The 22,089-nt window shown below is 48.6% G+C and carries 16 protein-coding genes; 11 read left to right on the top strand and 5 right to left on the bottom strand.

Annotation, left to right across the window (positions count from 1 at the left end; translation table 11 throughout):
* The first annotated feature begins 3 nt into the window (after positions 1 to 3).
* Positions 4 to 2,166, top strand: a complete 2,163-nt coding sequence (locus ABV409_RS02890; protein ID WP_353876041.1) for a xanthine dehydrogenase family protein molybdopterin-binding subunit — start codon at positions 4 to 6, stop codon at positions 2,164 to 2,166.
* A gap of 11 nt (positions 2,167 to 2,177) precedes the next feature.
* On the opposite strand, the gene ABV409_RS02885 is transcribed toward ABV409_RS02890, so the two are convergent.
* On the bottom strand, positions 2,178 to 3,710 hold the full coding sequence (locus ABV409_RS02885) for a poly(ethylene terephthalate) hydrolase family protein (RefSeq protein WP_353876040.1): 1,533 nt from the start codon (positions 3,708 to 3,710) through the stop codon (positions 2,178 to 2,180).
* Between the two features lie 315 nt (positions 3,711 to 4,025).
* Between ABV409_RS02885 and ABV409_RS02880 the strand changes: the two genes are divergently transcribed.
* The 6 genes from ABV409_RS02880 to ABV409_RS02855 all read left to right on the top strand — a co-directional run bounded on the left by ABV409_RS02880 (position 4,026) and on the right by ABV409_RS02855 (position 13,586).
* Positions 4,026 to 5,141 carry a helix-turn-helix domain-containing protein gene (locus ABV409_RS02880; RefSeq protein ID WP_353876039.1) on the top strand — a complete coding sequence of 372 codons (1,116 nt, stop codon included), beginning with the start codon at positions 4,026 to 4,028 and terminating at the stop codon, positions 5,139 to 5,141.
* Positions 5,142 to 5,254: 113 nt separating this feature from the next.
* Positions 5,255 to 6,127, top strand: a complete 873-nt coding sequence (locus ABV409_RS02875) for an NHL repeat-containing protein (RefSeq protein WP_353876038.1) — start codon at positions 5,255 to 5,257, stop codon at positions 6,125 to 6,127.
* 533 nt (positions 6,128 to 6,660) lie between these two features.
* On the top strand, positions 6,661 to 9,897 hold the full coding sequence (locus ABV409_RS02870; protein WP_353876037.1) for a SusC/RagA family TonB-linked outer membrane protein: 3,237 nt from the start codon (positions 6,661 to 6,663) through the stop codon (positions 9,895 to 9,897).
* A 26-nt stretch (positions 9,898 to 9,923) separates the two neighbouring features.
* Positions 9,924 to 11,597, top strand: coding sequence for a SusD/RagB family nutrient-binding outer membrane lipoprotein (locus ABV409_RS02865; protein ID WP_353876036.1), 1,674 nt, complete (start codon positions 9,924 to 9,926; stop codon positions 11,595 to 11,597).
* A gap of 11 nt (positions 11,598 to 11,608) precedes the next feature.
* Positions 11,609 to 12,571, top strand: coding sequence for a hypothetical protein (locus ABV409_RS02860; RefSeq protein ID WP_353876035.1), 963 nt, complete (start codon positions 11,609 to 11,611; stop codon positions 12,569 to 12,571).
* Positions 12,572 to 12,653: 82 nt separating this feature from the next.
* On the top strand, positions 12,654 to 13,586 hold the full coding sequence (locus ABV409_RS02855) for a hypothetical protein (RefSeq protein ID WP_353876034.1): 933 nt from the start codon (positions 12,654 to 12,656) through the stop codon (positions 13,584 to 13,586).
* Between the two features lie 84 nt (positions 13,587 to 13,670).
* Here ABV409_RS02855 and ABV409_RS02850 read toward each other — a convergent pair whose 3' ends face one another.
* Positions 13,671 to 15,050, bottom strand: coding sequence for an aldehyde dehydrogenase (locus tag ABV409_RS02850; RefSeq protein ID WP_353876033.1), 1,380 nt, complete (start codon positions 15,048 to 15,050; stop codon positions 13,671 to 13,673).
* 62 nt (positions 15,051 to 15,112) lie between these two features.
* Between ABV409_RS02850 and ABV409_RS02845 the strand changes: the two genes are divergently transcribed.
* The 4 genes from ABV409_RS02845 (at position 15,113) to ABV409_RS02830 (ending at position 19,371) form a co-directional block, all read left to right on the top strand.
* On the top strand, positions 15,113 to 15,745 hold the full coding sequence (locus ABV409_RS02845; protein WP_353876032.1) for a Crp/Fnr family transcriptional regulator: 633 nt from the start codon (positions 15,113 to 15,115) through the stop codon (positions 15,743 to 15,745).
* A gap of 53 nt (positions 15,746 to 15,798) precedes the next feature.
* Positions 15,799 to 17,520, top strand: coding sequence for a SulP family inorganic anion transporter (locus ABV409_RS02840; protein WP_353876031.1), 1,722 nt, complete (start codon positions 15,799 to 15,801; stop codon positions 17,518 to 17,520).
* Positions 17,521 to 17,589: 69 nt separating this feature from the next.
* Entirely contained in the window at positions 17,590 to 18,996 is a 1,407-nt protein-coding gene (locus ABV409_RS02835; protein ID WP_353876030.1) for an MBL fold metallo-hydrolase, read from the top strand.
* Between the two features lie 3 nt (positions 18,997 to 18,999).
* The gene (locus tag ABV409_RS02830) at positions 19,000 to 19,371 is read left to right on the top strand and encodes a rhodanese-like domain-containing protein (protein ID WP_353876029.1); all 372 of its coding nucleotides are present in this window, start codon (positions 19,000 to 19,002) and stop codon (positions 19,369 to 19,371) included.
* Here ABV409_RS02830 and ABV409_RS02825 read toward each other — a convergent pair.
* From ABV409_RS02825 to ABV409_RS02815, 3 genes are read right to left on the bottom strand one after another with little or no spacing between them, the layout of a single operon-like run.
* Complete coding sequence (locus ABV409_RS02825) at positions 19,368 to 20,246, bottom strand: sterol desaturase family protein (protein WP_353876028.1); 879 nt, start codon at positions 20,244 to 20,246, stop codon at positions 19,368 to 19,370. The two genes, ABV409_RS02830 and ABV409_RS02825, sit on opposite strands and share 4 nt — an antisense overlap.
* A gap of 1 nt (position 20,247) precedes the next feature.
* A complete protein-coding gene (locus ABV409_RS02820) occupies positions 20,248 to 20,697 on the bottom strand; it encodes a monoheme cytochrome C (protein WP_353876027.1) in 450 nt (149 codons plus the stop codon).
* Positions 20,697 to 21,917, bottom strand: a complete 1,221-nt coding sequence (locus tag ABV409_RS02815) for a sulfite oxidase (protein ID WP_353876026.1) — start codon at positions 21,915 to 21,917, stop codon at positions 20,697 to 20,699. Before ABV409_RS02815 ends, ABV409_RS02820 begins: the two co-directional genes overlap by 1 nt.
* Positions 21,918 to 22,089: the final 172 nt, after the last annotated feature.

Here is a 22,089-nt window from a genome sequence, read left to right as displayed (position 1 = left end):
ACAATGAGTGCAGAAAAGAAGCAAAAAATTTCCCGTAGAAAGTTCTTCGTTCGAGGAGGTTTGGGTGCAATAGGGGTATTGGCCGTCGGTACTTATGTATTTCGGAATCCTTTGCGACGTGCCGCCCTCGAAATGGCAGAGACCTTGCCGCCTTCTTACATGGGCAGTGGTACCGAACCCAATCTTTGGTTTGAATTAGGTGCTGACAATACCATCATCTTCCACTCACCCAAAGTTGAAATGGGCCAAGGTTCGTTTACGAGTTTTGCCCAAATGATCGCTGATGAACTGGATGTGGCCCTTGACCAAATCACCGTGGTGGCCGCTGCAACGGAAACGGGCATAGTCGATGCACTGAGTACCGGTGGAAGCCTGTCCGTAGGAGGATTATGGCAACCCTTACGTGAAATGGCCGCGACCATGCGCGAGATGTTGAAAACCGAGGCATCAAAACATCTTGATGTTGCGGTCCCTGATTTAAGCACTAAGGATGGAATGGTCTATGGTAATGACAAGCGAATGTCCTACGCGGAGATAGCCCAAGGTGTAACGGAATGGGAACTCCCCGATACTCCTGCATTGAAATCGATCGATGCCTACGAATATATCGGCAAACCGGTAAAACGAATTGATCTGGGGGCGAAGGTATTCGGAGATCCCATTTTCGGATTGGACGCCGAGCTCCCCGATATGGTCCATGCCGCTATAGTGAGACCTTCTGTTATCGGCGCCAAATTCGACAGTGCGAATACGGAGGAGGCAGCGACTATGCCAGGGGTCATCAAAGTGGTGCAAATGGAAGACTGGGTCGGGATCGTAGCGGAAAGCTATCCAGAAGCTTTGGCCGCGAAAATGAAATTGAAGGTGTCATGGCGAATTGAAAAACGCTGGTCTGAAAAAGATATACGTGATATGCTCCAGGTTGGAAAAGGGAATGAAATGATTACCCAAAAGGAAGGTAGTGCGATCGAAGAAAATGAAGAAGGGGCGGTTACGATGGCATTTTCAAGCCCGATCGGGGCACACGCACAGCTAGAGCCCAACGGGGCCGTGGCGCACTATGACAATGGGAAAATAACCCTGGTTCTTTCGACCCAAGTACCTGGCAAAACCCAACAGTTCGTTGCTGAGGCCCTTGGGGTCGATGAAGCCGACGTGAACGTGATCCCTACTTATTTGGGTGGAGGATTCGGGCGACGTTTGAATACGAATCACGCCATTCAAGCGGTAGAATTATCAAAAGCGGTGGGTCGACCCGTAAAGTATATCTTCACCCGAAAGGAGGAATTTCAAAACGATCTTTTTCGCCCACCCACCCACCATATCGTGAAGGGTAAAGTAGGTGTCGACGGGTATTTGGATACCTTGGAACATCATTATGCAAGTGGTGATGTAGCGATCGGATCCATCATCTTACCAGGAATCGTAAACAGCATTCTTGGCACTGATGTCGGGGCCATGCGAGGCGGAAACATCATGTATGATGCCATACCGAACAGAAGGGCGGTGCAATGGCACAGCACACTCCCATTCGCAACGAGTTGGTGGCGTAGTTTGGGTCTCTTGGCCAATACCTTCGCTATCGAGAGCTTTATAGATGAAATGGCCTTGAAGGCCGGGGCTGATCCAGTGGATTTCAGGAATTCAAGACTAAGCGATGAAGGAACGCCCAAACGGATCAAGGCGGTCATTTCCAAGGCAGCGGAAATGGCAGGTTATGTCAATGAAGTACGAAATGGCCGGGCCATGGGCCTAGCAGCGTCCACCGATGCAAATTCACCTGCCGCGCATGTGGCCGAAGTCTCCATTGAAGAAGGTGTCATCAAGGTGCTCAAGGTGACCTGTGCTTTTGATTGTGGGATTGCCGTAAATCCGGATCAAGTAAAAGCGCAATGCGAAGGGTCCATCATCATGGGGATGAGCGCATCACTACATGAAAAAATGGGCCTGAAAGATGGCGAACTTTATCCGACCATTTATGGTCCGTATGATATGGCATTGATGAAACATAGTCCAAGAGAAATCGAGGTTCATTTAATACAAGGAACCGATATCCCTTTACCTGTCGGTGAACCCCCTATGGGACCGATTGCTGCGGCCGTAGCCAATGCAGTACGACGCTTGACTGGTAAAAGGTTGACCGATTTGCCACTACAGTTGGCTTAGGTAATATAGGCTTACTCCTTTTTCAACAGTGCTATCTTTCGTTTGGCATTGTCGTTTTGAGGGTCCAATTCCAACGATTTCCTAAAACTGGCCAAGGCTTTTTCCGTATCGCCGATACTGCGATATCCTTCGGCCATGCTGTCGTAAAGGTTGGCGGAATCCGGATAGATATGCAAGGCCAATTCGAATACTTTGATGCCTTGCCGGCCTCTTTCGGGATCGAATGATAACCACAACCCCCATGTATTCAACATCCCCTCTTGGAGTTCCAATTCCGGATGCTCGACCTTGGTATTTTGATATAAGGGGATGAGGTTTTCAAATCGGTTGGCAATCGCGAGGTCATTGAAATCGAGATAATCGAATGGTTGTTGGTTGGCTTTTTTAATGCGTTTCGACAACAGATTTTCCGGATAGCCATTTTCAGCAGGGCTGTTTTGGATGAACTTTAGGGCCTTTTCATCTTGCAGCAAGGTGGCATTGAAGAACTGTAGTGCATGCTGGCACAACAGGCTGTAAGAAGCGGCGATTTTATCATCGGCTTTGTCTTGACGTTTATCGCGATTCGTGAATAAGACACCGAGCGTGCTGAAATACGCATGGGTGAGGTCATGGAAACGGTAGCTTTGAACGTCACTGTACAACAAAGCATCCAGGAGTTGGAATCGGTCGTTGATGTCCGCTGGAAGACCGTCGCTTTGAAGCACTTCGACCGGAATCTCTTTTTGGGCGAAATGGACGTATGGGATATCGAATCGATCCGGGAAAAAGAAAGGGGATCCTTCCAGAACTGGATAATTGTAACGCTCGCTCCCGTCGAGGCTCACCACCGCCTTGACGTTTGCGTTTTTGATTGCGGTGATTAGGTTCGACAAGCCCCCGAAACTAAATCCCATCAAAGCGATCTTGTTGGTATCGGCATGCTTCAGGTTTTGGGCCGCTTTAATCAAAAAGGCGATGTCGCCCGATTGGGTTTCCATGTCCCGAGTCGTTGCCCCATCCAACCATCGGGTATCGGTTCCTCGCGACGGACTCGAAACAACGATAAACCCGTGACTGGCCAAATATTCACATAGCGCAAAGTTCTCTATTGAAGATGCTTGGTAACTCGGGGCATAGACGATCACGGGAAACTTTCCTTTCAGGGCTTCCAAACCTTGTTGGGCATAGGCCTTTTTATACAATTGGGCCTTATTGTGTTCGGTATTCCAGAGGTGACTGAACCAATCCATCAGAAATTCATTAGGGAGGTGTTCCCATTCCTCTTCTTCTTTCAGGATGTTCAAGTAATCGATCACCTGCACTGTTTCTTGACCGTTGTCGACCGCTTTCCCAGGGTACCAGATACTTATCGGAATGGGTCGGTGGACGTTCGCGTTGTTGTACGCGTTTCGAATGCGGTAGGATCTTGAACTATCTATGGCCTGGTAGTGTAGAAAACCTACTTCGTGTTTCCCGTATTCCAAGTTGATGTCTTCCAAGTTGTTTTGGGCCCAAAGGGTAATGGTGATAATGCACATCAAAAAGGGCAGGTAGTTTTTCATGGTGGGTCGGATTTTGGTTTGGAACGGCTAACCTGAGTCGTGCCGATCAATTAACAATACACTACAGAGATATCGCAGTATTCCGTTTTGTTACACCGTTTTTGGGAAACTTAGGGGAAGTTCTCGTTTGCCAGCATATCAAAAATCGGCGTAAACATTTGATATTCATAGATATAAAGATGCGTACAGTGTTTCGTCTTTTTGAATGGATGTGCTCGAAATCCATGATAAATCGCACAAAATTCGGTCTCATTGTAACCAATGCTCCGTTATCCTGACATGGAATTTCTAAATTGGAAGCAAATTCTTTCGGAAGTGCAATTCGATTTACTTGATATCATTTTGATACTTGGGGTCAGCCAGGGCATTTTTTTAGCCTTATCCTTACGACTGCTACCCAATCGGAACAAAGAGGCGAACGGCATCTTGTCGGTGCTCTTGTTGATATCCGTATTCATGTTGTTGGGTCGGATGGCGGTACTTCGCATTCCACTGGCATGGGTATGGCGGTTTGGTATTTTGGCGGATACCACCATTTTCTTATTCGGCCCTTTGGTCTATACCTATGTTCGAAGGATGTTGTTCGCTGAACAACCGACGTTTCGGTTACCATGGCTTCATTACCTCCCCGCATTGGCCCATCTGGGGTACTATTTTTGGGGGTTGGGCTTTTCGTTGGCCGAGTTCAATGAGCGGTATTTCTCAGGACAGTTCAATCTGATGTTCTTTATCGTTGAAGCCGGTGGCCTGATTTCGTTCATTTTGTACACGCTATTTTCAATGCGACTGTTGAATCGGTTCAAGAAGCTCGAAGAAAAAGCCATGTCGTTCCGTCAGACGATACGGAGGTACTTATGGATGTTCTTGGCGACCTTGGGGGTATTCATCCTGTTATGGTTGATCAGTTTTATCTCGCTTTATTTCTTCAGAACCCAAATAGGGGTGCTCAACTATACGACCATGTGGGTATCGACCCCGATTTTTATTTATGTCATCGGGTATTTCAGTCTGAAACAGCCGGCCATATTTCGCATTCGGCAGAGTCCCAAAACCAAATCCGAGAGCGATCGTTTGAAACCGGATGAGATCCAGCAGCTGCAAAAACGGTTGCATTATTTCATGGAAACCGAAAAAGTGTATTTGAAACCCGATTTGACCTTGCAAGAATTGGCGAGCAAGATGAATACGAGCTCGAACAATTTGTCATGGTTGTTGAACCAAATCCATCAGTCGACCTTCTACGATTACATCAATGCGTTCCGCATCGATGCTTTTTTAGAAAAAATCAAAAATAACCGTCACGCCAGTCATACCTTATTGGCCTTGGCGATGGAAGCTGGGTTCAATTCGAAATCGACCTTCAATCGCGTCTTCAAATCGCGTCTTGGAGTGACGCCTTCCCAATATTTAAAATCCAAAAACGTAGCATAGCATAAGGAACACGTGTGACTGTTCACAATAGGGCGAGCGGCACATCGCTATGCACGTACTTGCCAAAAATCCAGATTATGAAATACTGCAATCTTGTAATGAGTCTTGTTCTTATGGGGTCAGTCGTCACGACTCCCTTGAATGCGCAAGAATTTGAAGTCCATTCCATCGGTACCGAGTTCTACGGCAACGGATCCGTAGCGGTGGCCCATGATGGCACCGTATACGTCAATCAATACGGAACCGCAACCGCCGATATTATGGGGAGTGGTACCAAGGTGTTCGCACTTCATCAAAACGGCGAAATCGAAGTGTTGTTCGAGAATGAAGTCCGTGGCCCGGTCGGCGGCACCTTCGACGCGAAAGGCACTTACTTTTTCAACCAAAAAAATTCCTATACCCGTAGTGAATTTATGCAATACAAAAACGGGGCATTGCAAAAAATCGCGGATCTTGATGGTTTTTCCGGGGATGTCCTATTGGATCGTAGCAGCACCTATTTCTTGATTCCTAGTTATACCCACGCCGCCTTGCGGAAGGTCACTTTTGACGGTAGTGTTGAAGATATCGTTCAAGACGATCGATTGAAAGGGTGCACCGGCATCACCTACGGCCTCGAAGGCGATATTTTCCTGAGTAACTTCAGCACTGGTAAGATCCTTAGGATAGATAACGAGTGGCAACTTTCTGAATTCGCTTCGATCCCGATTACCTATCCCGGCTATGTGGTAGGGTATTTGGAATTCTTTGAAGGGCAATTCTATGCGACCGGGTATGGATCGAACAAAATCTACCGGATCGATGAACATGGTGGGGTACATGAATTCGCCGGCTCCGGTGAATTGGGTCATAAAGACGGCCCTTTGTCGGAAGCCGGATTCATCACGCCAAATGGAATCGCCATCGACGCGGCAAAAGGACGCTTGTATATTTCACAAAATGGAAACGGCAAGGCGGCCCCACTTCGATATATTGATTTGCGATAGCATGTATTTAAACGGTATTCAAAATTAAATTTCAGTACAATGTTGGTTTTTTAGATTAGATCATCTTGTTTCGTGAAAGCCCCAAGTAGTTTGCTTGGGGCTTTTTTGTCTATTCCATTTGCCACTGGACATTAGGGTTGGATATGGTTACGCCAAGATTTGACACGTATTCCTTCTTGGTTATGATCATGCTTCCAGGCTTTGGGGGAATTGGATGGATTGCCGGTAAAATGACGGTGTTACACTAGGCCGCACCACCTTGATGGGAAAGCGGATTCCAACCTCCGATTTTTTAACATACGTAGGGCTTCAAAAAGGTATTGCTGTACACATTTGGTCGATTGACACCCTGCTTTGGGGGTACCATTGTGCTGCAATTGTAAAGGTAGGGCGGTGAGAGGCCTTACTTACGAAGACAAAACGATCCATTTAGGTTTTGTTCTCATTTTAAGTTTGATTTGAATTAGCACTTCCGCTTTCTCCCGTCCTCCTTTCTCAATTGTAAAAAGATTTCTAACTAAAACTCAAAATTTATGAAACAGAAACTTCGATTTCTGTCTTTCCTATTTGCCCTAATGCTAAGTGGGCATCTTATGGGACAGGAAAAAACGATCACCGGTGTGGTCACCGACGACCAGGGGCTTCCCCTGCCGGGTGTCAACATCGTCGTTGAGGGTACGTCCAACGGAACCCAAACCGATTTTGATGGCAACTACGCGATCAATGCCAGTGCGGGCCAAAGCCTATTGTTCTCTTACATCGGTCAAAAGGATGTCAGAAGGACGGTCGGTGCCGGAACTACCGTCAACGTGCAGATGGAGGAGGATGCACAGGCACTTGAAGAAGTGGTTGTGACCGCCCAGGGTATCAAAAGGGAAAAGAAGGCCCTAGGGTACGCCGTGACCTCCGTCGGTTCGGAACAATTGGAGAACAGGACCGAGGGTGACGTCGCCAGGGTGCTTTCCGGTAAGGCAGCGGGTGTTCAGATCACCTCTGCAGGTGGTGCCTCAGGTTCCGCGACCAACGTAACGGTTCGGGGTCTTAGTTCCTTTAGTGGAAGTAACCAGGCGCTGTTCATCGTTGATGGTATCCCTTTCAGTAACGACACCAACACCAGTCAGAATGGTGCTGCAGGGAACTTCGTGAATGGGGCGACTTCAGGTTCGCGTTTCTTGGATCTTGACCCGAACAACATCGCCAGTGTGGAAGTATTGAAAGGTCTTGCCGCCGCGACTCTTTACGGTACGCAGGGTAAGAACGGGGTGATCTTGATTACCACCAAGGCCGGGGCACAAGCAGGCGGCGCCAAGAAGACCGAGATTACGGTCAGCCAGTCGTTCTTCACCAACGAATTCGCTTCATTGCCAGATTACCAAGACCAGTACGGTAACGGTTTCGACCAGTCGTTCGGATGGTTCTTCAGTAACTGGGGGCCAAGCTTCGACCGTGGTGGTGTAGCCGGATGGGGCAACCAATCGGCCATCGATGATGCCGGTACTTTGGAGCATCCTTATTCGACTACTTCGGTAGCTTCGACCAGGGCCGCCTTCCCAGAGCTTCAAGGCGCTCGCTATGATTGGAGGCCTTATGATTCCGTAGAGGAGTTCTTCCGTCCAGGGTATGTGACCAATACTTCCGTGAACATCGCGGGCAGCTCTACCGATGGCAATACCACCTATAACGTCAACGTCGGTTACTTGAACGATATCGGGTTTACCCCGGGCAACTCCTTGAACAGGACCAACGTATCGATAGGTGGTCGTTCGAAACTATCGAACAAGTTCACCGTAACCGGTACCATGAACTACGCCCGTACCGACTACCGCACACCTCCGATCGCATCGAGTAGGGGTAACGGTACCGATGGTCTATCAGTTTATGGTAACGTTTTCTTCACACCACGTAGTGTCGATTTGATCGGGTTGCCGTTTGAGAATCCTATTGATGGATCTAGTGTATACTACCGTAACGGTAACGACATCATCAACCCGCGTTGGACGGCCAAGAACGTCACCAACCGTCAGTTGACCAATCGTTTCAACTGGAACGTATCATTGGCTTACGAGTTGAACGACAACATGACCTTGAACTGGAGATCAGGTCTTGATTTCTACAATGAACGCAATGACAATGGATCGAACAAGGGAGGTATCGCTTTTAACTCGGTAATATTCGGGTTCCTACAAACCTTCGATAACAACAACACGATATGGGATCACTTCTTATCCTTGAACGGGAACTATGACCTATCTGAAAAAATGGGCTTGACCTTTACGGCCGGAGCTACTTCACGTCAGGATTTCTTCGATCAATCAGGGGTTTCAAGTACCGGTCAGATCGTATTCGGGGTCAAAAGGCATTTTAATTACCAAAACCAGACACCGATCCAATTCTCACGGAAAAGGAACATCGTCGGTGTTTTGGGCCAGGCCAGTTTGGATTACGACGATTACCTTTTCTTGAACCTATCGGCACGAACCGATTGGGTATCGAATTTGACCTCTGAAAACAACAGCAAGACCTATCCTGGTGCCAGTGTGTCCTTCTTACCGACCAATGCCTTCAGCGGCTTGAAATCGGAGAATGGATTGAATTTCTTGAAAGTCAGGGCAGGGTACGGTACGTCGGCGACCTTCCCGATCGGTTATCCTACGGTCAACACCATCCAACAAAATACCCAGGTGTTTACCGGACCATTGACGACCAATCAGGTTAATAACTTTCGAGCCAATCCGGATTTGAAACCGGAGCTATTGGAAGAATTCGAGGTCGGTTTCGAATCGAAATTGTGGCAAAATCGAATCTCGATAGATTTCACTTATTTCAATCGGATCACCAATGATTTGATCGTGACCCAACCCTTGCCACCAGCAACGGGATTCAGCTTTACACAAAATAACATCGGGGAAATCCAGAACGAAGGCTTCGAGGTTGATTTTGGGATCGACATTTTCAGAGGGGAGAACTTCACCTGGAACTCTCGGGTCAATTTCTTCGCGAATGACGAGACCGTGACCGAGCAAGAAGAGGATTTCATCGCTTACGCTGGATCATTGGCAGTTGGAGGAGCCTTGTTCAGAGGTTCGAACGCCGCCATCAAAGGGGAATCTTTGGGGACCATCGTCGGAACGGCGATCGGTCGCGACGAAGAAGGCAATTTCTTGATCAATGATGCGGGAAGCTATGTTTCGGTAAGTCAAGACAACGACGGTAACGTGCCGATCATCGGTGATGCGATTCCTGATTACACCATGAACTTCATCAACAACCTGCGTTGGAAGAACTGGAACCTGAACTTCCAGATCAACCACATCAAAGGGGGCGACATCCTATCCAGTACCGTCGCATCCTTGTTGGGTAGGGGCTTGATCGTAGAGACCCAAAACCGTTTGGATACGTACATCCTTCCGGGGGTCCGCCAGAGCACTGGTGAGGTGAACAACATCCAGCTGAACAACTCAACCTATTTCTTCAGCAACTTACTGTTCGGCCCGACGGAGACCCGTATCTACGATGCATCCGTGGTTCGTTTACAGGAGGTTTCTTTGGGATATTCCTTCCCTTCAAAGTTCTTGGACAAGACCCCATTCGGTTCCTTGACCTTGACCGCGCAGGGCTTCAACCTTTGGTACGATGCCTACAACACTCCTGACGGGGCGAACTTCGACCCCAACGTACAGGGTGTCGGTATCGGTAACGGTAGGGGCTTCGATTTCTTGAACGGCCCTAGCTCTAGAAGATATGGTGTCAGTATCAAAGCCACTTTCTAATAAAAATTGTTAACGATAAAGAAATTATGAGAACTATTGTAAAATACATTTCGATCGTCTTCCTAGTTGGTGGCCTGTTTACCGCATGTGAGACGACCGAGCTGGACTTAAGGGTAAGTCCGAATAACTTGGCAGAAGATCAAGGGGATCCCAACTTGTTGCTCAATTCGATACAGTTGTCCTATGCCTTTAACCAACCCACTTTTAGTGATCGGGCCGCTGATTTGACGCGAATCGACTACATGTTCGGGCGTGATTATTTTAACAATTTCCCCGGAAGTACATTAAACGGTGTATGGTCTCGGACCTATAGTTCAGGAAACCTATTCATCGGTTCGAACGTGGTTTCCTTGGGAATCTTGACCAACTTACAGACCTTGGAACAGATCGATGCGGATAGCGATATCGATTATTCGTTCCATGTGGGGGTCGGTAAGGCCCTATATGCCCATGCCTTGATCCAATTGGTTGATTTTATCGGTCAAGCGGCTTTCAGCCAAGCGGGTAATCCCGCGGAATTCCCAGCTCCAACTTTGGACGATGGGCAAGCGGTCTATACCGCGGCCTTGGGCTTGTTGACAGAGGCGGAAGGCTTACTGGCAAGTGGGCCGGCTACCCAAGGGGCGAACGACCTTTTTTACGGTGGTGATTCGGCCAAATGGGTTCGCTTGATCAATACCTTGCGATTATACGCCTATAAAAACACCGGTGATGTTGCCTCGTTCAACGGGGTTATTTCAGGCGGGAATTTTATCGCTGATTCCGCTGATGATTTCCAATTCCAATACGGAACCAGTGAATTGCAACCCGATGACAGACATCCTGATTTTGCAGCCGATTACACCCCTTCAGGAGCCGGAATTTACCAGTCGAACTGGTTGATGGAATTGATGTTGGACAACAACGATCCACGTATCCGTTATTACTTCTACCGGCAGCAAAGTTCCACTCCGGGTGCTGATGCTCCGCCGAGTGAAGAAACTTTGGCCTGTTCGTTGGTGGTTCCACCACAGCATTATCAAGATGGTGGATTTACGTACTGCAGTGTCCCCAACGGGTACTGGGGGCGATCCCACGGCAACGATGAAGGTACGCCGCCCGACAACTTCTTAAGAGCTGCTGTTGGGGTATACCCTGCAGGAGGTTTGTTTGACGACAACAGTTTCGGTACGGTCGGTTTGGGTCTTGGTGGCGGTGGAGCCGGTATCGAGCCGATCATCTTGGCCTCCTATGTTGATTTCTGGAGGGGCCAGATGGCTGCAAGTGATGCGGCCCGATCAGGTTTCCTACGTGATGGTCTTACCAAGTCCATCGCCAAAGTGCAGACCTTCGCCTCCCTTGATGCAAGCGCCGATACCTCGTTCGCCCCTGATGCTGCGGCCGTGACCGCGTACATCGATGGCATCGTAGCTGCTTTCGATGCCGCTACAGGTGATGACAAGGAGAACATCTATGCGGAGCAGTACTTCACTACACTCTACGGAGGTGCTACGGATGCGTATAATTATTACCGTCAGACCGGCTTCCCGACAACGCTATTGCCAAGTTGGGAACTGAATCCTGGTCCGTTCCCAAGAACGTTCCTATTGCCACAGAACGAGGTGATCAACAATGCGAACTTGGAACAACGAACAGATTTGACTACGCAGGTGTTCTGGGATAACAATCCGGCCAGTCCGACCTTCCCACCTGCAAACTAAAATAATGTGATATGAAAAGAATCATTAAGAATATTCTTGGTGTCGCTTCCTTGGCCTCCCTATTGATATTCACGGCTTGTGAGGACGGTGATACCGTTTTCGACACCATCATCGATGCAGAGCAACGTGGTGCGATTTTAAGAACCGTCAATTTGGTTTCCAATGAATTACCCATAGGTGACGCCAGCGGTAATTTTACGGTTGAGTTGGAAGTTCAAGACCAAGCCAATGGAAACAACGTAAGCAGTGTAGAGGTGTATGTCGGATTTAGGGACAACACGGAAAATGTCGGTCCTGGAACCGATGTTGCCGAAGCCCTATTTGAAACGGTCGACAGTTCGACCTTCGCCGTCGGCGAATTCGGGCTCCCGAGGTTCACCTATAGTGTGACCCTACCGGCCATGTTGTCCTTCGTCGGACGAAACGATGCCGATATCACCGGGGGTGACCAGTTCACCGTTCGCTTTGAATTGGTATTGACCGATGGGCGTAGGTTCTCCTTCGCCGATAACTCCGGTACCTTGACCGGATCGTTCTTTAGCTCGCCGTTCTTGTATACCCCTTTGGTTATTTGCCCTGTTCCTGAAGCCTATTTCACTGGGCAATATGCGATGACCCAAACCAGTGGATCGGCGCCTTTTGGCATTGCGGACGGATTTACCCAACCGATGGTTGAAGTAACGGCCAATGGAACCAATCGTAGTATCGCTTTCATCTATGATCCTGATGGATTTGATATCAACTACACCTTTTCTTTGGATTTGGTGTGTGATGAAATCCAAGGACTTACTGGATCGATCAATTCAGGTTCCTTGGGTTGTGGTAACGGAAGCATCGGTCAGACCGGTGTGGGGGTATTTCCCTATGACCTCGATGATGACTCGTCGTTTACGTTGGTATTCGAGGACTTCAATCCTGATGGGGGTTGTACCGGTAATACTTATGAAGCGACGATAGTACTGACAAAGTTGTAAGATCATGAAGCAATGGCCATCCTAAGGGTGGCCATTTGCGATTGAAGGTTAATGCCTTCGTAACCAGTTTAATTTGAAAATCATGAAGAAAATAAGATTCATAGGAGGCTTATTTGCTTTCCTGACAGCTTTTGTCATAAGTTGTGGGGATGGCGATACGGTCTTCGATAGTATCGTCGATGCCGAGACCCGAGGGGCCATTCTAAGAACCGTTAGTGTGATATCCAATGAAATTCCGATCGGTAGTGCAGATTCCAATTTCGCCGTTGAACTCGAGGTCCAAGACCAAGAGGAGGGTACCTTGGTCCAGTCCGTTGAGGTCTGGCTGGGTTTCCGTGACAACTCGGTAGCCGACGGTGGCACCGATTTTAGTACGGAGGAGGTATTGGCCGAGACCTTGGATGCGTCGACCTTCACCACTGGGGAGTTCGGATTGCCGAGGTTCATGTACATGATTACCTTACCGCAATTGGTTGCGGCACTTCCGATTTCGGATGCGACCGTTGACGGCTCCGACCAGTTCACCATTCGTTTTGAATTGGTATTGGACGATGGCCGTCGTTTTTCGTTCGCTGACAACTCGGGCACCTTGACCGGTTCGTTCTTCAGCTCACCCTTCTTGTATACCGCTACGGTGGTCTGCCCACCGAAGCCCCCGACACCAGGGGTTTGGACCGTGAACATGCAGGATTCCTACGGGGATGGATGGCAACCTACCACCAGCAATGGAGGCGGACCAGGATTGGTCGTGACCCTCAGTGACGGCACCGTTTTCGAAATCGGACTCTGTACGCCTTACGAAGATCCAGGCTACGATTGTGCTGCAGGTACCAGTGAAGGTTCTGCAACCTTCACCGTTCCGGCAGGGTTGACCGAAGCGGCCGATTTCAACTTCAGGGGCGATTTCTGGGGTGAAATGTCATTTCAGATCATCACGCCGAACGGAAATACCGTAGCCGATGTACCGGCTAGTACCGATCCGGGGAGTATCGCCATAGATTATTGCAAAGATTAATCGGTTATCGATTAGTGTGTGTTCGAAAGGTCACCTTCCCAATTTTGAAAGGTGACCTTTTTGTGATAATCCATTACAAATAAGTTAAATCACTTTTCGGATCAGCTTGGTCAACCGCTCGGGAAACCGATAGGGCGGATAGCGTACCGGAAGTTCGAACCACAAGGGTTTTTTGACCATGGCTTTTTTATGTGAAAAGAGCTCAAAGGAATGTTTGGCATGATAGCCACCGAACCCCGAATTGCCGACACCTCCGAAGGGAAGGTTCTTATTGACGATCTGTAATACGGTATCGTTGATGACCCCGCCGCCGAAACCGTATCGTGCCACGAGTTTTTTCTGGAAGCGCTTGCGGTTCGAAAATATATAAAAGCCCAAAGGTTTGTCATAACGCGACACGAAGGCATCGATTTCATCTTCATTTTCATAGGTGAATATGGGCAGGATAGGACCGAAAATCTCATCTTGCATCGTCAATGAGTCCATACTCGGATTTTCAATTAACGTGGGGGAAATGTATCGTTCCGCATCGTTGTGGGTGCCACCATAAAGTACCGATCCTTCGGCCAGCATCGCTTTTAAACGTTCGTATTGTTTCGGTGTGGCGATTCGTGCGAAGTCCTTCGAGGTTTCCACCTCGCTACCATAGGATTTGGTGATGTTCTTGATCAACTCCCGCACTAGTTCTTCCTTTTTCGATTGGTGCACCAAAAGATAGTCAGGGGCAAGGCATGTCTGGCCGGCGTTCAAGAATTTACCCCATCCGATCCGTTTGGCCGCGATTTTTATCGAAGCACTTTGATCGACGATACAGGGGTTCTTACCACCGAGTTCCAGCGTAACCGGGGTCAGATGTTCGGCGGCACATTTATAAACGATCTTACCTACTTGGGTGCTTCCGGTGAAAAAGATATAGTCCCATCGAAGCGAAAGCAACTCCTGTGATACGGCAACCCCTCCTTCGATCACCATGACATGTTCAGGGGCAAAGCTATCGGTAACGAGCTTGGCTAAGACTTTTGAAGTGGCCGGACTGAGTTCCGAAGGCTTCAAAACCACCGTATTGCCAGCGGCTATGGCACCGATAACCGGTGATAGCGCCAACATAAACGGGTAGTTCCACGGTGAGATGACCAAGACCTGGCCAAAGGGTTCGTATTGGATCCAATCACGACTGGGAAAACTGCTCAAACTGCCCCCCACACGTTTGGGCCGTACCCAGAACCCCAGGTTTTTGATGATGTGTTCCAATTCCGCAAGAACGAACTGGGTTTCCGTGACCAAGCTTTCGAACTTCGGTTTTTTGAAATCGGCATACAAGGCTTCGCAAATGGCATCTTCTTGTTCGATGAGGTTCTTTTTCAGCGTTTTCAGTGCCTTGATCCTGTACCCGACATCCCTGGTCGATTCTGTTGAAAAAAACCTGCGCTGTGCGTCGTATGATGTGATTGTTGAAGACGACATAGATGGGAAACTATTTGATTGCTTTTGGTTAAATATAGGTTTAATTGCGATATTTTTAGGTAATGGAAATGGATTTACATTCAGGTTTTGGGACCGTTTTCGAAGCGGCACTACTGAGCGAAATCGAGGCGGTCGCGATCCCTCTGTCGTTTCAGGAAGGCGAACGGATCATGGAAATCGGATCCTTCATCAAAGGCATGCCTTTGTTGTTGTCAGGAGTCATCAAAATCCTCCGTGAAGATAGCGATGGTGATGAGCTGCTTCTCTATTATCTCGAGCGCGGTGATACCTGTAGCATGACCATGGCCTGTTGTCTCGGCGATACGAAAAGTGAGATCCGCGCCGTGGCCGAGACCGATATTTCCTTGTTGATGATCCCGGTACGCCATATGGACGAATGGATGAAAAAGTTCAAGTCGTGGCAAAATTTCGTTTTCGAAAGCTATCACAATCGGTTGAATGAATTGCTGGCGACCGTCGACAGCATCGCGTTCATGAATATGGACGAACGACTTATCGAATATCTTAAGGAGAAGTCGCGAATCAATAAGACCACCATCATCCATAGTACCCATCAAGAAATCGCTTATGACCTTCACAGCGCCCGCGTGGTGGTTTCCAGACTGTTGAAAAAGTTGGAACATTTGGGGAAAATCCGATTGCATCGCAACGCCATTGAACTGCTCGAACTATAGTTGTGTGACCTAAGTTACCCGTTGTCAGGCAAAAGCTGGCTACCTTTGTGCCCATGTTAAAGCGCTACTTTCCGATCGTACAGTGGCTACCGACCTATAAGAAATCGTTTTTGGCCGGGGACGTTTCCGCAGGGATTACCGTTGGGATCATGCTGATCCCCCAAGGTATGGCCTATGCTTTGATTGCTGGCCTGCCCCCGGTGTATGGACTGTATGCGGCCCTTGTACCCAATTTATTATATGCTTTTACAGGCTCAAGCCGCAAATTGGCTGTCGGCCCTGTTGCTTTGGATTCGCTGATCGTAGCCTCAAGCCTCGCAGCGATGAAACTCGAGTCGATGGAAGCCTATATCGGCATGGCCCTGTTCTTGGCCTTTTTGGTCGGTTTGTTGCAATTGACCATGGGCATGTTTAGAATGGGTTTTTTGGCGAATTTCCTCTCAAGGCCGGTTGTCAGCGGTTTTACTACAGCGGCGGCTTTGGTCATCGGGATAAGTCAATTAAAATATTTGTTCGGTTTGGAAATCGAGGCCGTGGGTAGCCTAAATACCTTGGTGGCCGTGTTGAAAAACCTGGGCCAAACCAATTTTTACGATCTCGCTATCGGATCAGGGGCGATTTTGGTCATCGTCGGATTGAAAAAATTGAATCGAAAACTACCTGCGGCCATGGTCGTGGTGATCTTGTCGATCATTGGTATCTCATTGTTCATGGTCAACGAGACCGACGTCCATATTTTGGGCGAGGTACCCCAGGGACTTCCGGTTTTTGGCTTTCCGCAGGTGAACGCCTCCAATTTGGTATTGGCGTTCCCAACGGCTTTGGCCCTAGCTTTTATTTCATTTGCCGAAGCGATGACCATCGCAAAGGCGGTTGAAGAGCAATCGAATGAACAATATACCCGACCCAACCAAGAATTGCGTGCGCTCGGCGTATCGAATATCCTGGGTTCCTTTTTCCAATCGTTTCCTACGAATGCCGGCTTGTCAAGAACGGCCGTCAACGTGGCCGAAGGGGCCAAAACGGGTTTGGCTTCGGTTATCAGTGCTTCTATCGTGGCCCTGACCTTGTTGTTTTTGACACGCTACTTTTATTTCTTGCCCAAGGCGGTTTTGGGGGCGATCATTTTGGTAGCGGTCTTCGGCTTGATCAATCTGAACTATCCGCGGCAACTGTTCCGAAAACAGAAGGATGAGTTTGTATTGTTGTTGGTGACTTTTTTGACGACCCTATTCATCGGTATTTCGCAAGGCATCATATTAGGCGTTTTGTTTTCATTGTTCTTGTTGGTGTACCGTACTTCGAAACCCCATATCGCCATATTGGGGAAGATCCATGGCATGGAATATTTCAAGAATGTCGACAGGTTCGCTGAAGAAGTCGAGGTGCGTGAAGAGATCTTGATGTTTCGTTTCGATGCCCAACTGTTCTTTGCCAATGTGCCCTATTTCCGGAAGTCCTTGTTAAAGGAGGTGGCCAATAAAGGGCCGCGACTCAAATACGTCATTTTAAATGCCGAACCCGTGAATTATTTGGATGACACCGCGGCCAAGCAGCTGGAGGACTTGGTCAAGCAACTGGGGCAATCGGGCATTACGTTTAAGTTGGCCGGGGCGATAGGTCCGATTCGAGATCAACTCAAGAAAAATGGATTGACCGAAGTGATCGGTCAACAAAATATGTATGTGCGGACCGCAGAGGCTTATGCTGATTGTGTACAGGGCATCGAACGCTCTGAAATTCAAGAGAAAGTTTCCTTGCAACACCGACAATAGCGTGGAATGTGACCAAGGTTACCGATTATTTAAGGACGAACCCCTACTTTTGAACTGAAAATACGAAGGATGAATATTGAACAAATCTATACGGGATGTCTTGCCCAAGGAGCTTATTATATTGAAAGTGACGGAGAGGTCGCCATTATTGATCCCCTCAGGGAAATCGACCCTTACATCGCACGGGCCGAAAGGGACGAAGCGAAGATCAAATACATTTTCGAAACCCATTTCCATGCCGATTTCGTCAGTGGGCATGTGACCTTGTCAAAGGCAAGCGGGGCACCGATTATCTATGGGCCGAATGCCAATCCTAGTTTTGAGGCGATCATTGCAAAAGATGGCCAGGAGTTCCCATTGGGCCAACTGACCATCATTGCTTTACATACCCCCGGGCATACCATGGAGAGCACGACCTATTTGCTTCGTGATGCCCATGGAAAAGATCATGCCATTTTCAGTGGCGACACCTTGTTCCTTGGGGATGTCGGACGGCCGGACCTAGCCCAAAAAGCAGCTGATATGACATCTAAGGACTTGGCGGGGATTTTGTTCGATAGCCTTCGCAACAAGATCATGCCCCTCGCCGATGAGGTCATCGTTTACCCTGCCCATGGTGCGGGTTCTGCCTGCGGCAAGAATATGATGAAGGAAACGGTCGATACCCTGGGGAACCAAAAACAGATGAACTACGCCCTTCGGGCCGGGATGACACGTGACGAATTCATCGATGAAGTCACCGACGGTCTATTACCCCCACCCCAGTACTTTCCTTTGAACGTGAAAATGAACAAAGAAGGGTATGACGATATCACCGAAGTGTTGAAACGCGGCGCGGTGGCCATGGAGCCTACTGCCTTCGAGGCCGCTGCAAACGAAACGGGAGCCGTGGTTTTGGATGTGCGGCATCAGCAGGACTTCGTGAAGGCGCACGTGCCCCGATCTATTTTCATCGGTTTGAACGGCAGTTTCGCCCCTTGGGTAGGCGCTTTGATCGCCGATGTGAAACAGCCCATTCTACTCATTGCCCCTAAGGGTAAGGAAGAAGAAGCCATTACACGCTTATCCCGCGTCGGCTTCGATGGTACCATCGGTTATTTGAAAGGTGGGGTCGAAGCTTGGATATCGGCCGGATTTGAGACCGATAGCGTGTTGAGTATCGATGCCATAACCTTTAAGCAGAAAGTAGCCGAAGGGGTTCCGGTATTCGATGTCCGCAAAGCATCCGAATTCGAGGCGGAACATGTGGCGGATGCCCAGTTGACCCCCTTGGATTTTCTCAACCGACATTTGGCCGAGTTTCCTTCAGAAGCGACCTTTTACGTGCATTGCGCCGGAGGCTATCGCAGTGTGATCGCCGCTTCGATCTTAAAGAGTCGCGGCATCCATAACCTGGTCGACGTTGCAGGGGGTTTCGCGGCTATTAAACAAGCGGGGATCGAAACTACGGATTTCGTCTGTCCTTCCAAATCATAAGTGATGTTGAGAAAAACAATGTGGCTCTTTTTATGGGGAGCAATGGTGATGTCTTGCCAAGGACAAAAAGATTCCAGCATTCAAATCGTTGATAAAACGCATATCAAATCCGAGGTCATCGGAAAAGAGGTACAACTGATCGATGTAAGAACCCCAAAAGAGTTCGATGCAGGACATATCGAAGGGGCCGTTAATTTCAACATAGCCGATGCCGCTACATTTTTGGAACAACTGGCCACTTTAGACAAAAACAAACCGGTCTACCTGTATTGCAAACTGGGCGGCCGCAGTGGAAAAGCCGCACAAATCCTAAAAAAGGAAGGATTTACCAATATCTTCGATTATTCAGGAGGGTACCAAGATTGGAGCCACTAAGGTCGATTCCTGTGTTTACTGAAGCCATGTAGCAGTTGCCCGAAGAAGGATTTGGGCATGGTCGTATCACCGTGATACCCTAACGGAATGGTGCCACTATCTTCAGGGATGTAATCAGTCTTGAAGAGATAATCCCACAGGCTAAGGCTGATTCCGAAATTCACGCCGAACCTACCTTTGGGCAAGGTGTAGGCATGATGGTACAGATGCATCACGGGGTTGTTGAAGACGTACTTCAACGGGCCGTAGGTCAACTTGATATTCGCATGGTTCAGATGCCCAATGGCAATGGCAACGAAATGGACGATATAGGCTTGTTCGGGCTCAAACCCACCAAGAAGCATCACGCCAAAGGTTTTAAGGGGTTTGTACAAAACGTTCTCCATCCAATGGTATCGCAAATGGGCGGCAAATCCCATTTCCTTCACACTATGGTGCACCTGATGAAAGCGCCAAAAGAGGGGGATTCGGTGCAGGCAGATATGCGTAAACCATTGTACGAAATCGAGTAGGACGAAAAAGACGACCAGCTGAAGGATGTGGGGCCAATTCGACCAATCGAACAAGGTTAAACTGCCCATATCGATTCCGGCGCGACCGAATAGTAACTCGAGTACGTTGTAACACCCTTGGATGATGATGGCGAAGACGAAAAAATTGAAGAACATATAAAATCCATCCAACCAAAAATCCTTTCTGAACAAGGCTTGCTGCTTTCGCCATGGAAAGGCGATCTCGAGCGACCAAACCCCAAAGGAAATAAAGATCAATCCCCAAAAATAGTTGGCATACCAGGGCACTTCGAATAAGATCGAGCGGAGGGTATAGCGCATGGTTCCGTTCAGGCCATTGAAAAAGGCTTCCCAAATTTCCATATCAATTCAATTCATACCATTCGGGAGTGCTGAGGTTTGCTCGGCGCCCCTTGGCTGTTGGACTATAGTTTTTCGATAAATAAGCCACGATTTTTTCACGTGCGGTGCCCAACTCCCATAGGTTCTGGGTTTGCTGCATCCAGCTGATGGTAGCATCCCAACCGGCAGCGTTCAAACGGTTTTGGGTCACTAATTTTGCTGAATGACAGGCCGTACAATGTTGTATCACCAAGCTCACATGCTGGTCATTGACCAGCCCACTGGATGCGATGGTCGATTCGTCAAGAACGATGGTGGTGTCAGGCTCAATGACATCCAGGGTGATATCTTTTGTTGCCGGGGGCGTATTTTTGAGGTACAATAGCCCTCCAAAGACCACCAAGACCATGACGGAGAACAGGGCCAACGCTCGAATTAAATGAGGGATGTGTTTTTCAAGGTCCGTTTTCATCAAATCACTTTTATGGCGATTCTATGACAGGCATTGTTCAAATAACCTTTCGGGTTCCAGCCCGGTAACAACATGGGTTGGCTCTTTCCGTTCGTATCGGTGGCCTTCGCCCAAATTTCATAGTAGCCTTTCTTGGGAAACTCGATGGTGGCTTGGAAGTGTTGCCATGCCAAACGGTTGGCCGGCGGTTCCAATGCGCACTCGTGCCAAGTGCTTCCAAAATCAATGGAGTAGTGCACGTGCGCAACCTCCAACTCCCCAGCCCAGGCATGGCCATTGATCCGCAAACTTTTGGCCCGCTTTAGTAAGGCTCCGGTTTTCGGATAAGTGATCAATGATTTGACGGGCATCGATTCGATGATGCACATCTTCGCTTCGTCGACCTCGCTTCCTGGGGCGACGGTCTCACAAGGTACCCGATAGGAAGATCCTCCCATTTTGGCCCCGTCATGTTCTCGATTGCGCACGCTAATGCGTTCGATCCATTTGCCCGAAGCCGAGGCCGGCCAGCCACCGCAGACCAACCGCAATGGATAGCCATGGGCCATGGGAATGTCTTTTCCGTTCATTTGAAAGGCCAGTAAGGTTTCAGCTTGTAGGGCTTTGGCCAGGGGAACTCCTCTTGAAATCGGTTCTTTCTTCAAATCGCCACTAAGATGGGTGTCCGCGGCATGATATCCGATATACACGGCATCGTCGGTAAGCCCTACGTCGTCGAGTACATCCCTTAAGCGAACTCCCGTCCATTCGGCGCAAGAAACGGCCCCAACGGTCCATTGGTTCCCTTTTGCCGGGGGGTCGAATTCGCTTCGCCCGTTACCGCCGCACTCCAGGGTGAGTTGATAGGTGTGGTTTTGAAAACGGGTCTTCAATTCTTGAAGTGAAAAGCGTTTGGTCGCCTTGACCGATTCCCCATCAATGACCAAACCCCACTGAGCCGGATCAATTTGTTTTGGAATGATACCGTTATTGCGGATGAACATATACCGGTTGGGAGTAACCTTGTCATTCAAAAGGTGCGCTTTTGCTTCGATGTTCCAAGGGCGATCGTTCAAAACCGTCATTTCGGGGTCTTTATCGAACGCTTTAAAAGGGTCGCTGTCCGTCAAGGCCAGCGGGATATACCCGTCTGGTATTCGATCGCCGAAAACCAAAGGAGATCCAACAAGCGCCGTGAGACCGGTCAGGGTCAGTTTTTTCGAAAAGGTTCTTCGTTGCATGTAAAGACTTGCTTGAACTGAAAGTTAAAGATAATTGTTCACTGTTCCTCCGAATGTAACCAAAGTTACAGCCTTGCAAGCTTGATGGGCGTATTTTTGAATTCATGAAAAAATGGCAAAAACTGCTCTTGGTATGCCTTATCTGTGTTGCAATGGTGACCTCGGTGGTTTT

The sequence above is a fragment of the Flagellimonas algarum genome, assembly GCF_040513375.1.
Classification (GTDB): Bacteria; Bacteroidota; Bacteroidia; order Flavobacteriales; family Flavobacteriaceae; genus Flagellimonas_B; species Flagellimonas_B algarum.
The sequence above is the reverse complement of the archived record's forward strand: the minus strand, read 5'-3'. Positions and strand labels throughout refer to the sequence as shown.

Excerpts from the sequence above, each read along its gene's own strand:
- ABV409_RS02890 (WP_353876041.1), top strand. The coding sequence starts at position 4 with ATGAGTGCAGAAAAGAAGCAAAAAATTTCCCGTAGAAAGTTCTTCGTT.
- ABV409_RS02870 (WP_353876037.1), top strand. The coding sequence starts at position 6,661 with ATGAAACAGAAACTTCGATTTCTGTCTTTCCTATTTGCCCTAATGCTA.
- ABV409_RS02875 (WP_353876038.1), top strand. The coding sequence starts at position 5,255 with ATGGGGTCAGTCGTCACGACTCCCTTGAATGCGCAAGAATTTGAAGTC.
- ABV409_RS02835 (WP_353876030.1), top strand. The coding sequence starts at position 17,590 with ATGAATATTGAACAAATCTATACGGGATGTCTTGCCCAAGGAGCTTAT.
- ABV409_RS02830 (WP_353876029.1), top strand. The coding sequence starts at position 19,000 with ATGTTGAGAAAAACAATGTGGCTCTTTTTATGGGGAGCAATGGTGATG.
- ABV409_RS02850 (WP_353876033.1), bottom strand. The coding sequence starts at position 15,050 with ATGTCGTCTTCAACAATCACATCATACGACGCACAGCGCAGGTTTTTT.
- ABV409_RS02860 (WP_353876035.1), top strand. The coding sequence starts at position 11,609 with ATGAAAAGAATCATTAAGAATATTCTTGGTGTCGCTTCCTTGGCCTCC.
- ABV409_RS02840 (WP_353876031.1), top strand. The coding sequence starts at position 15,799 with ATGTTAAAGCGCTACTTTCCGATCGTACAGTGGCTACCGACCTATAAG.
- ABV409_RS02865 (WP_353876036.1), top strand. The coding sequence starts at position 9,924 with ATGAGAACTATTGTAAAATACATTTCGATCGTCTTCCTAGTTGGTGGC.
- ABV409_RS02825 (WP_353876028.1), bottom strand. The coding sequence starts at position 20,246 with ATGGAAATTTGGGAAGCCTTTTTCAATGGCCTGAACGGAACCATGCGC.
- ABV409_RS02815 (WP_353876026.1), bottom strand. The coding sequence starts at position 21,917 with ATGCAACGAAGAACCTTTTCGAAAAAACTGACCCTGACCGGTCTCACG.
- ABV409_RS02845 (WP_353876032.1), top strand. The coding sequence starts at position 15,113 with ATGGAAATGGATTTACATTCAGGTTTTGGGACCGTTTTCGAAGCGGCA.
- ABV409_RS02820 (WP_353876027.1), bottom strand. The coding sequence starts at position 20,697 with ATGAAAACGGACCTTGAAAAACACATCCCTCATTTAATTCGAGCGTTG.
- ABV409_RS02855 (WP_353876034.1), top strand. The coding sequence starts at position 12,654 with ATGAAGAAAATAAGATTCATAGGAGGCTTATTTGCTTTCCTGACAGCT.
- ABV409_RS02885 (WP_353876040.1), bottom strand. The coding sequence starts at position 3,710 with ATGAAAAACTACCTGCCCTTTTTGATGTGCATTATCACCATTACCCTT.